This is a genomic window from Maridesulfovibrio sp., assembly GCF_963677005.1.
In the GTDB taxonomy this organism is placed as follows: domain Bacteria; phylum Desulfobacterota; class Desulfovibrionia; order Desulfovibrionales; family Desulfovibrionaceae; genus Maridesulfovibrio.
The window spans coordinates 786,206-800,429 of sequence record NZ_OY781616.1; the positions used below are offsets into that span (position 1 = coordinate 786,206).

At 48.5% G+C, this 14,224-nt stretch carries 12 protein-coding genes; 9 read left to right on the forward strand and 3 right to left on the reverse strand.

Annotation, left to right across the window (positions count from 1 at the left end):
* Positions 1 to 87: 87 nt before the first annotated feature.
* A complete protein-coding gene (locus ACKU4E_RS03565; protein ID WP_320169716.1) occupies positions 88 to 510 on the reverse strand; it encodes a universal stress protein in 423 nt (140 codons plus the stop codon).
* Positions 511 to 1,353: 843 nt separating this feature from the next.
* Between ACKU4E_RS03565 and ACKU4E_RS03570 the strand changes: the two genes are divergently transcribed.
* From ACKU4E_RS03570 to ACKU4E_RS03585, 4 genes are all read left to right on the forward strand, one after another.
* Positions 1,354 to 1,926, forward strand: a complete 573-nt coding sequence (locus ACKU4E_RS03570; RefSeq protein ID WP_320169717.1) for a TetR/AcrR family transcriptional regulator — start codon at positions 1,354 to 1,356, stop codon at positions 1,924 to 1,926.
* Between the two features lie 219 nt (positions 1,927 to 2,145).
* Entirely contained in the window at positions 2,146 to 4,173 is a 2,028-nt protein-coding gene (locus ACKU4E_RS03575) for a transporter substrate-binding domain-containing protein (protein ID WP_320169718.1), read from the forward strand.
* Between the two features lie 63 nt (positions 4,174 to 4,236).
* Positions 4,237 to 5,139, forward strand: a complete 903-nt coding sequence (locus tag ACKU4E_RS03580; protein ID WP_320169719.1) for a TIGR01777 family oxidoreductase — start codon at positions 4,237 to 4,239, stop codon at positions 5,137 to 5,139.
* Positions 5,140 to 5,259: 120 nt separating this feature from the next.
* Entirely contained in the window at positions 5,260 to 6,639 is a 1,380-nt protein-coding gene (locus ACKU4E_RS03585; RefSeq protein WP_320169720.1) for an esterase-like activity of phytase family protein, read from the forward strand.
* A 311-nt stretch (positions 6,640 to 6,950) separates the two neighbouring features.
* Here the strand turns inward: ACKU4E_RS03585 and rsgA are convergent, their stop codons facing one another.
* Positions 6,951 to 7,985, reverse strand: coding sequence for a ribosome small subunit-dependent GTPase A (gene rsgA / locus ACKU4E_RS03590; RefSeq protein WP_320169721.1), 1,035 nt, complete (start codon positions 7,983 to 7,985; stop codon positions 6,951 to 6,953).
* A gap of 221 nt (positions 7,986 to 8,206) precedes the next feature.
* On the opposite strand from rsgA, the gene ACKU4E_RS03595 reads away from it, so the two are divergent.
* From ACKU4E_RS03595 to ACKU4E_RS03615, 5 genes are all read left to right on the forward strand, one after another.
* A complete protein-coding gene (locus ACKU4E_RS03595; RefSeq protein WP_320169722.1) occupies positions 8,207 to 9,175 on the forward strand; it encodes a serine/threonine protein kinase in 969 nt (322 codons plus the stop codon).
* A 34-nt stretch (positions 9,176 to 9,209) separates the two neighbouring features.
* Positions 9,210 to 9,698, forward strand: coding sequence for a universal stress protein (locus ACKU4E_RS03600; RefSeq protein WP_320169723.1), 489 nt, complete (start codon positions 9,210 to 9,212; stop codon positions 9,696 to 9,698).
* Between the two features lie 248 nt (positions 9,699 to 9,946).
* Positions 9,947 to 10,390 (forward strand): arsenate reductase ArsC, encoded by a 444-nt coding sequence (locus ACKU4E_RS03605; protein WP_320169724.1) that lies wholly within the window; start codon positions 9,947 to 9,949, stop codon positions 10,388 to 10,390.
* Between the two features lie 271 nt (positions 10,391 to 10,661).
* The gene (locus tag ACKU4E_RS03610) at positions 10,662 to 11,873 is read left to right on the forward strand and encodes an L-serine ammonia-lyase (RefSeq protein ID WP_320169725.1); all 1,212 of its coding nucleotides are present in this window, start codon (positions 10,662 to 10,664) and stop codon (positions 11,871 to 11,873) included.
* Positions 11,874 to 12,146: 273 nt separating this feature from the next.
* On the forward strand, positions 12,147 to 13,250 hold the full coding sequence (locus tag ACKU4E_RS03615) for a metallophosphoesterase (RefSeq protein ID WP_320169726.1): 1,104 nt from the start codon (positions 12,147 to 12,149) through the stop codon (positions 13,248 to 13,250).
* Between the two features lie 348 nt (positions 13,251 to 13,598).
* On the opposite strand, the gene ACKU4E_RS03620 is transcribed toward ACKU4E_RS03615, so the two are convergent.
* Positions 13,599 to 14,213, reverse strand: coding sequence for an SET domain-containing protein (locus tag ACKU4E_RS03620; RefSeq protein ID WP_320169727.1), 615 nt, complete (start codon positions 14,211 to 14,213; stop codon positions 13,599 to 13,601).
* Positions 14,214 to 14,224: the final 11 nt, after the last annotated feature.

A 14,224-nucleotide genomic window follows, 5' to 3' on the forward strand; every position in this document is an offset into this window, starting at 1 on the left:
AACAATTGTCTCATTTGTGTAAATGAAAACGGATTTAATGACAATCCGTTTCAGGCTTTCAGGCAGTATGCAGAAAAGGAGTCCGGATTATCTGACTACCAGAACCGGGCAGGGGGCAATGTGCAGCACTTTATGAGTCACGCTGCCTACAACAAGGCCTTCAAGGTCGGATTTTCCTTTTGACCCCATCACAATAAGGTCGCACTTTTCTGTTTCTGCGACTGATTTTATTACCTTTGCTGTTGATCCGCCTATGATTTTTTCTTTGAATTCGATTTTTTTCTCTTTCAGTTGGGCACTGTTTTTTTCAAGGATCGCGTAAGATTCACGCGTAGCTGTGTCAATGGCCTTCTGGAAGTTGGGTTCTCCGAGCCCGGTGGGTACGGGGCGGTGGCAGTTCAGCAGGATAACCTTTGCCCCGGAAATCTGCGCAAGGGATGCTCCGTATTTGACGGCGGCTTCAGAGTGTCTTGATTCGTCTACAGGTATAAGTATTTTGGCAAAAATCATGTCTATTCTCCTTGTGAGTGTGGGGAGCACAATACTCCAAGGAATGTTTTGCTGCAACCTGAGCCTGTTTGCGAGGGTGGATGAGGAGGGGGTTTCTGCTGCTGAATCTGGTGTTGTTTGGTCGTTCATTCAGTCAAAAAAAGATAATGCCGAATGCTCGTTTTTTACCTGGTAAGGCCGTTTGATACAGTTCGTTTTTGTTAGTAAAGTCTTTTAATACAATGTGTTATATAAATATTGTGTTTGTTGAAAATAAAAATTCAAAAAATGTTGACACGACCCTTTATTGAACGTAGATATTGTTTCCAGTTGATGTCGCTCTGAAAAAGGGTTCAGGGTAGATGTCCTCAGGAGCAGTCGTTGACTTCCGTGGTCGCACGGTTCCCTGTCCGGAAGACTGTAGGGGTCTAGTGGGCAGGTCTGAACCGCCTCAACGGAGAAAGTGAAACTTCACCGCGATTGTTTTCTGGGAGAATCACCTTGGCGCCGTACCGGAATATTCCGCATTTTTTCCGTGTGCGGTGGGCAGAAACCATGGTCTCTATTGAAGATTTCTGTTGCACGAACTGCACTGTATTTCAGGCAGCATGTTTTCACGGATCATGATTGAGTAAAACCACCTTCCGTTTCCATTCCTTAAAGCTTAGGCCCCTCCTTTCAGGAGGGGCTTTTGTTCTTTCTGGGGTATGATTGAACGTTCGGTTGCAAGGTGTAATAATCTGAATTTAAAATAATTTTGTTATTGGGATGTAATCACTTTGCATATTGACCTTTAATTGGGTTTTCCGTAACAATAATGCTTTGTGTTTATCAATAACAGAGTGTGGGTGAAGAGAAGTTGCTATGACCAAAAAGGATACGGTGCTTAAGGCTGCCAAGGAATTGTTCGGGGAGTTGGGGTACAGTGGAACAACATTTAAAAAAATTGCAGACCGTGCCGGGGTGGCTGTAGGTCTCCTGTCCCATCACTATGGCAATAAGGAAAAATTATTCAGAGCTGCCGGGTTTGATGTTGCAGAAAAGCTCAGTCTGTCTTTGCAGGACGAAATCGTACAGGCTGAAAACGGATATGATGCCGTTATCCGGTTCGCCCGGCGTTATCTTGAATTTTCCGTAGACCCGGATGAGGATTTTCTGGTCCTCATACGCTGTTCCCCTTTCAGTGATTTGAAGACCGGTGACGACAGGGATGCCATGGTCCACAAATTTGCTCAGATCCCCATGATGCTTGAAAACTGCGTAGCCCGCGGAGTCAGGGACGGTTCTCTTCCGGATGTGCCTGTTCCGGAGACATCTTCCGTTGTGCTGTGCAATCTTGTGGGAGCTGTCAGAACCAAGCTTCTTACTCCTTACAGCCCACCTCAATTATACGAAGAAGCTTTGAATTTTATCCGACGGGCGTTGAAGGTCTGTTGATTCTGTAAATGCAGATATGATTTTCCATGGAGCGGTTATGCCGCTCCTTTTTTTTGATATATGATGTATTGCTTCTGGACGGATATCTTTCCGGATTGTACCGTTGTTTCTTCCGGAGAACCGAGGGGGCGGCAATTTTAAACCGCAAGGCTTGAAATTATGGTGTGTGAATACAAGAAAAAATTTCTAATTTTTAATTTTCTAACGGTTTTCTGGGTTTTGCATGCCGCGTATGTTGCATGCGCCGCTCCTGTCCGTGTTGAAGGTGACTTCAACTACCCGCCATACGAGTTTCTTGATAACGGTATTCCTTCCGGATTCAATATCGACATAATCCGGGCGATCGCTTCTGTGGAAAATTTTGATATCAGAATCAGGCTTCGCCAGTGGAATGATGTTGTCAAGGATCTGAAAACCGATCAATGCGATGTCGTTTCCGGGATGTTCTATACCCCGGAGCGGGCCGACCGGTTTGATTTTTCCGTTCCGCACAATATCCTTTCACACTCCATGTTTGTCCGTAAGGATTCCCCTGAGTTTGATCTTGAAGACCTTGCCCATAAGGAATTGATAGTTGAGCGAGGTGACATCATGCATGATTACGCACTCAAATATTATCCGGATGCGAAAATTTTCCCGGTTGCTTCACAGGAAGAAGCTCTGCGCCTTCTTTCTTCGGGAAGTCATGATGTGGCTTTGCTGGGCAAGCTGCCCGGACTGTTCAAAATTGATCACAGGAATCTTGTGAATGTCAAAAGCATGGGGCCGGGATTTGCTTTCGGAGATTACTGTTTTGTTGTTCAGAAAGGGGAAAGCAGGTTACTGCGGCAATTGAACGAAGGGCTGAGCATAATTCATCAAACCGGCGAATATGATCGTATATATAAAAAATGGTTTGGGCACTATGAACACAAAAGTGCCTACAGACAGTTCGTGAAATATGCGGTGATGGTGCTCACTCCGCTGCTGGGTTTTCTGGTTTTTTTCATGTTCTGGATATGGCTTCTTCGCAACAGGGTGCGCAGAAAAACCTGTGAACTGCTTGCTGAACTGCATGAAAGAAAGCGTATCGAGCAGGAAATAAGGACGGTTCAGAGTTATATGAGCAGCGTCATTGATTCCATGCCCTCCGTGCTCATAGGGGTCGACCGGAATTGCAAAGTAACCCATTGGAACAGGGAGGCCGCACGAGTTTTTGAAGCAGATCAGGACCAGGTCCGTGGTCTTCCGCTCGATATAGCCGCTCCGCATCTTGCCAATGAAGTGGATCGGGTAATGGAGGCTCTGAAGACCAGAGAAAAACGGATCGCACCTAGGATGAGAAGGGTTTCCGGAGGAAGGACAACGTATGAAGAGATCACCGTATATCCTTTGATGGAAGAGAATATTGACGGAGCCGTGATCAGGATAGACGACATCACCGAGCGCATTAATCTTGAGCAGATGATAATGCAGAGTGAAAAAATGATGTCCATAGGAGGTCTGGCTGCCGGAATGGCCCATGAAATAAACAATCCTCTGGCTGTAATTGTAGGTCATGCGCAGAACATCAGACGAAGAGTTTCCCCGGAAATAAGGAAAAATTCCGATGCTGCCGAAGAGTGCGGTGTTTCTATTGAGTCGCTTGATAAGTATTTTTCCTCCCGCGGTATCTACAGAATGCTGGACAGTATTATCGAATCCGGTAACAGGGCAGCAAAGATAGTACTCAATATGCTTAGTTTCAGCCGCAAAAGTGACAATGTGCTGTCCAAATACGATCTGGCCGAAGTCCTTGACCGCACGCTGGAGCTTGCTTCCAGTGATTACGATCTGAAAAAGGAATATGATTTCAAAAGAATTAATATAGTCAGGGAGTATGGAGCCGGAGTTCCCGCTGTCCGCTGTGAGGGAAATGAGATCCAGCAGGTTTTTTTGAACCTCATCCGCAACGGGGCTGAGGCCATGGCGGAAAAAAAATACGGAACCGATTCACCGCAGTTTACCATGCGCATCAATAAGGACGGTGAGATGGTGCGCATCGAGATAGAGGATAACGGCCCGGGAATGTCCGAAGATATCCGCAGCAGAATTTTTGAACCGTTTTACACCACAAAAGATGTGGGCAAGGGTACCGGTTTGGGGCTTTCCGTATCATATTTTATTATTACCGATCATCATAAAGGGACCATGAAGGTTGATTCCATGCCCGGACACTGGACGAGATTCACCTTACGCCTTCCGGTGAAAGGCGAATATGATTTGTGATTGTTATTTCAGTATATGCTGATATGATAATTACGGGTTGAAGATTCAGCCGGAGGGACCGAAATGAAGATTATTATTACCGGAGGAACCGGTTTTATAGGCAAGGCCTTGAGCCGCGTTCTTGTTTCCAAAGGATACGAAGTTATTGCTCTCACCCGGTCGGTAAGGCCGTCGGATATTGCGGGAGTCCGCAATGTTGTCTGGGACGGATGTACATCCGGGGGGTGGGCCGAGTTCGCTGAAGGCGCAAAAGCAATTGTGAACCTTGCCGGTGAAAATATTGCCGCCGGTCGCTGGACGGCCAGGCGGAAGGAAAGTATTGAGAAGAGCAGGCTGGATGCCGGTAAGGCTGTCTGTGAGGCCGTTTCCCGTGTGAAAGTCCGTCCGGAAGTGGTTGTTCAGGGCTCTGCCGTAGGCTTTTACGGTTCCTGCGGACCTCAGCCGGTGGATGAGAATTCTCCGCAGGGTGATTCCTTTCTGGCCGGCGTAGCCGGTAGATGGGAGAAGTCGACAGCGAAAGTGGAAGACCTGGGCGTAAGGCGGGTGGTGATCCGTACCGGAATGGTTTTGGGCCACGGCGGAGCTCTTGCAAAAATGCTTCCTCCCTTCAATGCCGGACTTGGAGCTTTCTTAGGCAGCGGACATCAGGGCGTTTCCTGGATTCATCTCAATGACGAGGTCCGGGCGATCGTTTTTCTCATTGAGAATCAGGGTTGTCATGGTGTGTACAACCTGTCCTCATTCAATCCGATTACCTCAAACAAGTTCAACACCATTTTGGGAGAGGTCCTGAACAGAAAGATCTTTTTCCGGATGCCTGCGTTTGCGCTTAAGCTGGCCCTTGGCCAGATGGCCGAGGAAGTGCTTCTCGGCGGCCAGTTCGTCCTTCCTCAAAGATTGATTTCCGAGGGGTTCTCCTTTGAGAACCCGGAGCTTGCAGATGCTCTTGCGGACATTCTGGATTGATCAATTTTCATTTTCAGGAACTACTTGAGAATGTGGCGTTGCTGTTTCTTTCGTCACCGTGTTGTAATTCAAAATAACGTTGTTTGATGTAGTCGACAGAAAAAATGGAGGCTGCATCAAATGCTGAAAAAAATGATACTTGTTTTTGCCATACTTGCCTTGAGTGCCGGTATGGCATTTGCGTCTGAATTTGAAATTGAAAAATACGAGATAGATACTCCGGTACGTTTCAATGTACCTTACAGCGGCAAGTATTCCGCTGCTTTCTCCGAAGGATTCCCTATCGGTATAGGTTCCGGTTTGACCTACGTAGGGAGGGGGAGTGACGGCACACGGTTTTTCTACGCCATCGGCGACCGTGGCCCTAATGCCGACAGTCCCAAAGTCCTGATCAACGGCAAGAAGGTTCCTTCCAAATTTTTTCCTTCTCCTTTTTTTACCCCCAAATACGGTGCACTCGGCCTGAAGGACGGCAAGGTCACTCTTTTGAGTACGATTGATATCAAGGATACAAAAGGTCGTAATATTTCCGGACGTCCCATCCCTCCGGGGGTGACCGGTTCAACCGGTGAAGTTCCCATTTCCGATACCTACGCTGTTCTCGGATATGACCGGGAAGGACTGGATACCGAAGGTATCGCCATTGACCGCAAGGACGGTAATCTCTGGATATGTGATGAGTACGGACCTTTTATTGCCAAGATGGAAGTCAACACCGGTCGTCTGATCAAGAAATACGGCCCCGGTGACGGATTGCCGGAGATTGTCGGCATGCGCCAGCCTAACAGGGGGATGGAAGGTATCGCCGTGACTCCCTCGAACAAAGTGATAGGGGCGGTGCAGTCCATCTGCGATATTGACGGCAATGTGGCTGAGAGCAAGGCACCCTTTACCCGTCTTGTCGTGCTTGATCCTGAAACAGGCAAGACCTCCATGTTCGCCTATCCGGTCGATGTGGATGCCTATAAGAAATGCCAGGATGTAAAAATCGGCGATCTGCAGGCTGTAAGCGATACCGAGTTCCTGATTGTTGAGCAGGGTAAGGGCAAGGAAGGTCTGCGCAACGTGATTTATCTTGTTGATATAAGTGGAGCCACAGACCTGAGCGGCAGAAAAACCGCAGAAGGCAAGGAACTTGAAGCTGTTTCCGGGGCAGAGGAACTTTCCTCGCTGGGAATCAAAATGGCGTCCAAGAAAAAAATCATCAGCCTGCGTGAACACGGCTGGAAACCGAGCAAGGCCGAAGGTCTGGCAATGCTCCCCGATATGCGTACCCTTGCAGTATGTTCCGACAATGATTTCGGATTCGGTGCTTCAACTGTAGATCCTGCCGCAGGCAAGGACGGCAAGCCGGTGAAAAAGGCAACCAAGTACCTTCTCGATAACGGAAAGCTGACCTATAACGGACAGGATGTTTCCACCTCTTTTGAGCTCAAACCTACCGGAGAGAAGGCTGGATTCTGGCTGATAAAATTGCCCAGAAAAGTCACTGATTATTAATCCCGCATGATTGCGGAACTTAGCCGGTTTTGCCCATTCCGGGCAGGGAATGCTGAGCGGGATCCCGCACAGGTTGGCTTAATCTGAGTATTTCGTCAGGGATTGCTCTCGGCGCCCCTGCCGGGGGCCTAAAACCCTTTGAAAAGGGTTTTAGAATCCTATTTTTGATAAGGCTTCGCCGGCTCAGATGGCAAAACGTCATTGTAATCAAATTAGTTGATGGAATGTCCGATTGACCGGGTAAGATTATGACAAAGGCCGGAAATCGAAGCATTGATATGCTTCGATTTCCGGCTTTTATTTGAACATTTTTATTTCCACTTTCGGGAATACCTTTTCTTTCCGGAAGCTTTGCGGCGGGATTTTTCCGTAATCATTTCCATGTTCTTTACAGCTTCACTCTTCAGCTTAAGGTAGTTGCCGAGTCTGCGGGAATCAAGTTCGCCATTTTCCAGGGCTTCCCTTACCGCGCATCCCGGTTCCTTGTGATGGCTGCAATCCGAAAATCTGCACTGTTCTTCAAGCTGCACTACTTCGGCAAAGGCCCTGTCTATTCCCATGCTGCAATCATGGAGCTGCAGTTCCCGTATTCCGGGTACGTCTATCAGCAGAGCGCCTGAGGGCATGACATGCAGCGTACGCGCTGTTGTTGTATGGCGCCCCTTATCGTCACCGGACCGAATTGAACCGGTTTTCTTCTCAGTTCCGTTAACGGTATTCAGAAGCGTGGTTTTACCTACCCCGGAGGAACCGAGCAGAACAACCGTTTCACCGGGACCGAACCATTTCTGCAATTGCTCGACACTTTCCCGGCTTTTTGCATTGACCGTTACTATTTCCATGTCCGGAAAAAGGGCCTGTGCTTTTCGTCTGTAGTTCTGCGCTTCTTCGGCAAGGTCTTCCTTGGTCAGGATCAAGACGAAATTCACTCCTGCTTCAAGTGCAAGGCAGATGTATCTTTCTATCCTGTTGAGATTGAATTCGCTGTTGCAGGAGGAGACGATGAAAAGAGTGTCGATGTTTGCCGCAATAGGTTGAAGCTTTATCTCCTGTCCGGGAGCCATGCGCTGCAGCAGGCTGGTCCGGTCCAGAACCTTTTCCGGGACAAGTGTCTCGCGATCCAGAAGTATCCAGTCACCGACTGTGGGTTGCTCGTTGAGGCTGCCGACACCTTTTTCGGCAATGGGCAGAAGGTGTTCCGATTCTCCTGTGCAGGCCACCACGTGACCTCGATGGGTTTCAGTTACCCTTGCAGGCAAAAGGCGGTTTCTATCTTTCTCGGAGAGTTGATTCTTGAAAACGTTTTTCCATCCCAGTCGGGATAGCTGGTTATTTTGTGCAGGCAATTGTTTCTCTGTTTTGTGCAGTATTGTTTAGTTTCTAAATATACGTGACAAGCCGGAAACAGGCAAGGCTTCCGCTTGTAGTTATTCCAACGGTATTTCCGGTACGGAACCGGATAAATTAATTGTTCATCTTTCAAAGAGATTCCGACTGTGTTATATTACAGTTAAACGTGTTGGTGCATTGAATACGGAACAGCATGGAAAGAATCCCGGAGGGCGGCATGAGCAGTGAAGTGCGTGAACTGATCCGGAAGTTTCTGCCTGAATACAGCATTTCAAGGTTCGGCAGGCTGTATACCGACACCACGGAGTTTATGAACGTTGACTACAGCGATGTCATCAGCCTTGGAGATGATGAGCATTTTCTGGTGCTCAAGAATGAGCAGGAAAGACGATTCGGGCTGGCCGATCCCAAGTATTGGGTCAAGCGCTGCCGGATGCTTGAGACCAACGAACCCAAAATACTCAAGCTGGTCTTTTATGAAAAGTTTCCCATGAATATCGGCCCGTTCAAGATTCAGTGCTACCGGAGCCCCCGCAAGGAAGCGAGGATACTTGATCTTGTAAGGGGCGATATGCGGTTCATGCAGGGGTATTCGTTGAACGATTCCGCCGGAAACAATGTCCGGATTCTGGATGTGATTCGCGGGAAGCGTCTTGATGTTGTTGTTCATGATATTCCTGTGGATCACCGCACTTATTTTCATGAATATTTTCCGGATATATTTGAAAAATTCATTGAATCATGTGCCGCGATCAAGTTTCTGCATGATCATGACGAGAAGCACGGAGATATTCGCCGTGATCACCTCTGGGTGGAAAGCGGCACCGGGGAATACCGCTGGATTGATTTCGATTACGCCTTTGAACTTTACGAGAATCCGTTCGGGCTCGATATTTTCGGGCTGGGCAGTATTCTTATCTATCTTGCAGGCAAGGCCAACCTTACCCAGCAGACTCTGGCTGAACTCGGTTTCGGCCCGGAAGCCATGTCCGGGATAGGTCCGGGAGATTATTCTGTGGTCATCGGGAACAGAGTCATTAATCTGCTTAAGATTTATGACTACATACCCAGTTCCCTTAACAATATTTTAATGCATTTTTCGGCATCCAGCTCGGTTTTTTACGAGTCGGTTGATGAGCTTATGGTGGACATGGACAGAAGCCTCAAGGAAATCCGGGGGCTGTAGGAATTCGTATGTCTTTTATCAGGAGGTCGGAGTCATGAAGTCCTTGAAGGTGCTGATTGCTTTTGACGGTTCGGATAATTCTTTCAAGGCGGTTGAGTATGTCGGCAGGATCGTGCGTAACTGCTCAAGCGGCGAGATAACCATTTTGTATGTGGAACGACTCCCGGACAAGGATACCTTTCCCGATGACGAGTCCTGGGAGAAGCAGTGCCTGACGAATGAGCAGGGTATGAAAGACAAGCTCGCCAAGGCCCGGGACATGCTGGTTGAGCAGGGTGTTCCAAAGGAAGATGTAGCCGTGGAATATTTTGCCAGCTGCAATTCTCCGGTTCATGAAAAGTGCTCCTGCTCCGCCGGGCGCAGCATAGGGATGGACATTCTGAGGATAAGGGAAGAGGGCGGATACGGAACTATTGTCATCGGGCGCAGAGGGGTCAGCAAGGCCGAAGAGTTCCTGTTCGGGTCCGTTTCAACCAAGGTTGTACAGTCTGCGGTTGATTGCACCGTCTGGGTAGTCAGCTGATCGCATGTCCTCCCGCATGAGTGCTGCGAATTATGTTCGTTGATCCGGGCAGATGTGCTTACGTTTCCGGACTTGTTTTTCCGGATACTTTGTATGCATTCTGCTGCCAGTCTCCATGCAGGTTTCAATCCTGCAACGATTAACCGGCGGCCTTGACTCTATCACTATGATCTATTATTTATTTTGCCGTTTGGGAAAATATATAACTATAGGCTGTAACAAGTAATTGGAATAGCAGTTGGTGATAGATGGACGAAAAATTGAATTTGCTGTTTCTGTGCACCGGTAATTCCTGCCGCAGCCAGATGGCAGAAGGCTGGGCAAGGTTTCTTAAGGGTGACAAGGTAAATGCCTGTTCTGCAGGAATTGAGACCCACGGGCTTAATCCTTATGCAGTGAAGGTTATGGCGGAAGTGGGCATAGATATTTCCAGTAATGTTTCCTCGCATATTGATGAATACAGAGATAAAGAAATAGATGTAGTGATCACTGTCTGTGATCACGCCTATGAAACCTGTCCCTTATTCCCCGGTGGAAGCAGGGTTGTTCATGTGGGATTTGATGATCCTCCGCGCCTTGCCGAGGAACTTGCTGCCAAGGGCGCTTCTGAGGAAGAGCAACTGGACTGTTACCGCAAAGTGCGTGACCAGATCAGGGATTTTGTGGAAGGATTGCCCGAAGGCCTTGTTTAGATTTTCTGTAAGGTAATTTTTTTACAACAATAAGTAAGATCGGCCCGGAATCGCATATGCGGTTTCGGGCTTTTTCTTTCGGGCAGTGGCAACAGCGGCTTAAAGTCTGTGTGAAGCACGTTTCTTTCCCGAGTATTCTCTTTTAACAGAGTTGTTCGGCTTTATTCAGCTTGCGGTATCTATAAAAAATGCTGTATTTTTGGCGTAGAACGTAATATTTATCGTTTTGTTTTTGATTATGAATAGTTAAACTACAAAAATGCAGGTTTTCATGGAATCGCTCAAGGAACTGTACAGGATCGGCGTCGGCCCCTCATCCAGCCATACGATGGGACCGAAGCTCGCTGCATCAAAATTTTGTGAGAAAAATGCTGCTGCCGCGAGTTTCAGGGTGACTCTTTTCGAAAGTCTGGCCGCGACAGGTAAGGGCCATCTGACGGACTGGGCGGTGCTCAGTGTTCTTGGTTCGGACAGGACTGAACTTCTGTGGAAAGCGGAAGAGAAGATGCCCGAACACCCCAACGGCATGTTTTTCGAAGCACTGGATGCAAAAGGAAATGTTCTGGATTCATGGAAGGTCTACAGCGTAGGAGGCGGTGCCATACGTGAGGAAGGTGCTCCGGCTGCAGGTGCGGCAAATGTATACGGTCTGAATACCATTTCAGACATAATGGCATGGTGTGAAGACAAGGGAATAACTTACTGGGAATATGTGGAGCAGTGCGAAGGAAAGGGAATATGGGATTTTCTGCGTGAAATCTGGCTGGTGATGGATGAATCCCTTGAGCGCGGGATCGATGCCGAAGGGGTGCTTCCCGGTTCAATCGGATTGCGCAGGCAGGCCAAATCATATTACCGGCGCACCCGTCTTGCTGCTGCCGATATGCAGCTTACAGGCATGGCAACGGCCTACGCGCTGGCTGTTGCAGAAGAAAACGCGGCAGGAGGGGTGATTGTCACCGCGCCGACCTGCGGCTCCTGTGGAATTGTCCCTGCCACGCTCAAATATCTGCAGACAACTCACGGACTCAAGGAGAATGATCTCATCCGCGCCCTCGCCACTGCCGGACTTTTCGGCAATGTAATCAAGACAAACGCGTCTATTTCCGGTGCCGAGGTCGGATGTCAGGGCGAGGTCGGCTCGGCCTGTGCCATGGCTTCTGCTGCCGCAACCCAGTTGATGGGCGGAACCCTGCGGCAGATAGAGTACGCGGCTGAAATGGGGCTTGAGCATCATTTGGGCCTGACCTGTGATCCTGTTGACGGGCTTGTGCAGATTCCCTGCATAGAACGTAATGCCTGCGCGGCAACCAGAGCCCTGGCCAGGGCACAGATGTCCATTCTTTCCGATGGGACCCACAGAATTCCATTTGATGAAGTTGTATCTGTAATGCGTGAAACAGGACATGATTTGCCCAGTCTCTACCGCGAAACATCAGGTGGAGGTCTTGCCAAGGCCTATAATTCCCGTTGCCGGAAGTGATGGCCGGGCTGCCGGGTTCTTTTCTTTCATATTCATGAATATATGAAGGCTGCTTCTTATGGATGCAGCCTTTTTATGTGGAATACAACTTTTCAACGATGTTTTTCCGTGTTTATTGTTTAATCCTTACCTCCTGTCTTGCGGTGAGGCAGCATAAATGATTATTCCTATGGTGTAGCTTCAGCCGCAGGGTTATCCGGGCACTGGTTTCGTATCTGAGGTTTAAGAACAGCTAAGTTTTGAAGCGCATAACTAGAAGGATAACTTGTTATTATGTCATTTTACGTTCGGGCCACGATTATTTATTTTCTCTGCTATCTGTATGTCAGGCTATGGATATGCAGGCTGCTGGCTGACAATGCAGGTATCAGGCGGGGTGTGCTGGCCGCTACGGATGTTCTGACCATCGCACTTCCCGTCACCATTTTTTTTCAGTCCGATCTTCCCTACATCGTAAAAATAGTGCTTCAGGGCGCGGGATACAGCTGGGCCGCAATTATTGCCTGCATGGTGCCGGTTGGACTTTGTTTCGAGCCTATACGCTGGGGAATCAGGATTCTTGGAAACGGTCTTCGCGTGCCGAGGATGAAGATTTTCGCCGTCCTCTGTCTTGTTTCGGCTGTGGTGGTTATCGGCGGATATATCAATGCCGCCTCTCCGGTTGTGCGGGAAATGTCTTTTGATCTGTCTGATGGAAATTCCAAGGCCAGGGAATACCGGGTGGCGGTATTTGCCGATCTGCATGCGGGAAAGCTGATGACCCGTGACAGGGTCGGGTCTGTGGTCAATCTGGTCAACACCCTGAACCCCGATATCGTCCTTATGGCCGGTGATATTATTGATGATCATGACGCCGAATTCACCGGAGCGGCTGATGAATTGGCCCGACTCAAGGCGCCGCTGGGTAAATATGCGGTACTTGGAAACCATGAGTATTATCTTGGCAGCGCATGGGCGAGAAATATGCTGGAAAAACAGGGCGTCCGGGTACTGAATGACGAGACGGCCGTTGTTGACGGGCGGTTTTTGCTTGCTGGGCGTAACGATTTTGCCGCGCCGATGCGTAACGGCAGGCGCAAGGAGCTAGGGGCTGTTCTTCCAAAAAACAACACGCTGCCGATCATTCTGCTCGACCATACTCCGCGAAATCTGGAAGAGGCGGAAAAAGCCGGTGTAAGACTGCAGATTTCAGGTCATACCCATAACGGACAGCTTTTTCCGTTCAATCTGATCGTCAAGAAGCTGTACGAAAAGGAGTACGGTTTCTACAAACGGGGGGCGACGGATTATTACATTACCTGCGGAGTTGGATTCTGGGGGCCTCCGCTGCGGACAAGCAGCCGGCCGGAAGTTCTACTTATGAAGATAAAAATCTGAGCAGAATGATCATTTACGATTTTTCATTAACAGATTGAATTTGTTGAGCTTCGCGCTTATGGTGATTTGATTTCGCCTGCGTCCAAAGGCCCAATACCCCTTAGGCGAGAAGCTTTTCTTCGAGTTTTAGGGGTATGAAGAGCCGGGATGTCCGCGCCCCTTTGGAATCTCATCTTGTTAAAAATTTTAATTTAATATTACCTTCGCCCTCTAAAATATGTGCTTAGCTAAATAACACTTTTAAATTACTAGGGATTCCAAAGGGGATTATCCCCTTTGGCTGCCGGAGGCTAATTAAATATCATAAGCGCGAAGCGCAACAACTTTTTCTTTTGTTAATGCATTACTTTAAGATTTGACAGAAGAGCCTGTCTGATTCAACCGCCATTTCAGATTCATTACTGAAGAATATGCAGCCTCACCATCACAGAACTGTTGCAGCCTGTTTCTGGTGTTGCGGTCCAGAAGGCCTATCAGCGGCTGCTCGGTGCCGTAGATCATGAGCAGGCTTTCGCGAATCTGCTCGTCCCAGATGGGGCCGTACCTGTCAATATCGTCATCTCGCAGTCTTTCCCGGCAATTGGGGCAGTTGCAGCAGAGATCGTACGGTTCCTGAATGTTCAGGAGTCCGTATTCCGTGGTAATTTCATCGCCGGGATTTATGTCCCTGATTGCTATTTCGATGTTGTAGGCAGTCAGCATGGTATTGCTTGAGCAGTTGTGGTTCATGTACCGTGCATGGTCCCAGCTGAGGATCAGGTTTCCGTGCCTGTCGTGGTACATGTATGTTTCCATGGCTGCTTTCATCGGCTGGGGAAGGTGCTGGTATTCATCCTGTGAAAGGCAGGTGTCATATTTGTCCCGGACTACCACTATGGTTCCCTTTTTGATTGGTGCGGTAGCAAAAACTCCGTTGCCGATCTGCGCGGAAACAGTTCTTACTTCTGTATCAGGGTGTATCATTTTCGTTCCTC

Excerpts from the sequence above, each read along its gene's own strand:
- ACKU4E_RS03565 (WP_320169716.1), bottom strand. The coding sequence starts at position 510 with ATGATTTTTGCCAAAATACTTATACCTGTAGACGAATCAAGACACTCT.
- ACKU4E_RS03570 (WP_320169717.1), top strand. The coding sequence starts at position 1,354 with ATGACCAAAAAGGATACGGTGCTTAAGGCTGCCAAGGAATTGTTCGGG.
- ACKU4E_RS03580 (WP_320169719.1), top strand. The coding sequence starts at position 4,237 with ATGAAGATTATTATTACCGGAGGAACCGGTTTTATAGGCAAGGCCTTG.
- ACKU4E_RS03585 (WP_320169720.1), top strand. The coding sequence starts at position 5,260 with ATGCTGAAAAAAATGATACTTGTTTTTGCCATACTTGCCTTGAGTGCC.
- ACKU4E_RS03595 (WP_320169722.1), top strand. The coding sequence starts at position 8,207 with ATGAGCAGTGAAGTGCGTGAACTGATCCGGAAGTTTCTGCCTGAATAC.
- ACKU4E_RS03600 (WP_320169723.1), top strand. The coding sequence starts at position 9,210 with ATGAAGTCCTTGAAGGTGCTGATTGCTTTTGACGGTTCGGATAATTCT.
- ACKU4E_RS03605 (WP_320169724.1), top strand. The coding sequence starts at position 9,947 with ATGGACGAAAAATTGAATTTGCTGTTTCTGTGCACCGGTAATTCCTGC.
- ACKU4E_RS03610 (WP_320169725.1), top strand. The coding sequence starts at position 10,662 with ATGGAATCGCTCAAGGAACTGTACAGGATCGGCGTCGGCCCCTCATCC.
- ACKU4E_RS03615 (WP_320169726.1), top strand. The coding sequence starts at position 12,147 with ATGTCATTTTACGTTCGGGCCACGATTATTTATTTTCTCTGCTATCTG.
- ACKU4E_RS03620 (WP_320169727.1), bottom strand. The coding sequence starts at position 14,213 with ATGATACACCCTGATACAGAAGTAAGAACTGTTTCCGCGCAGATCGGC.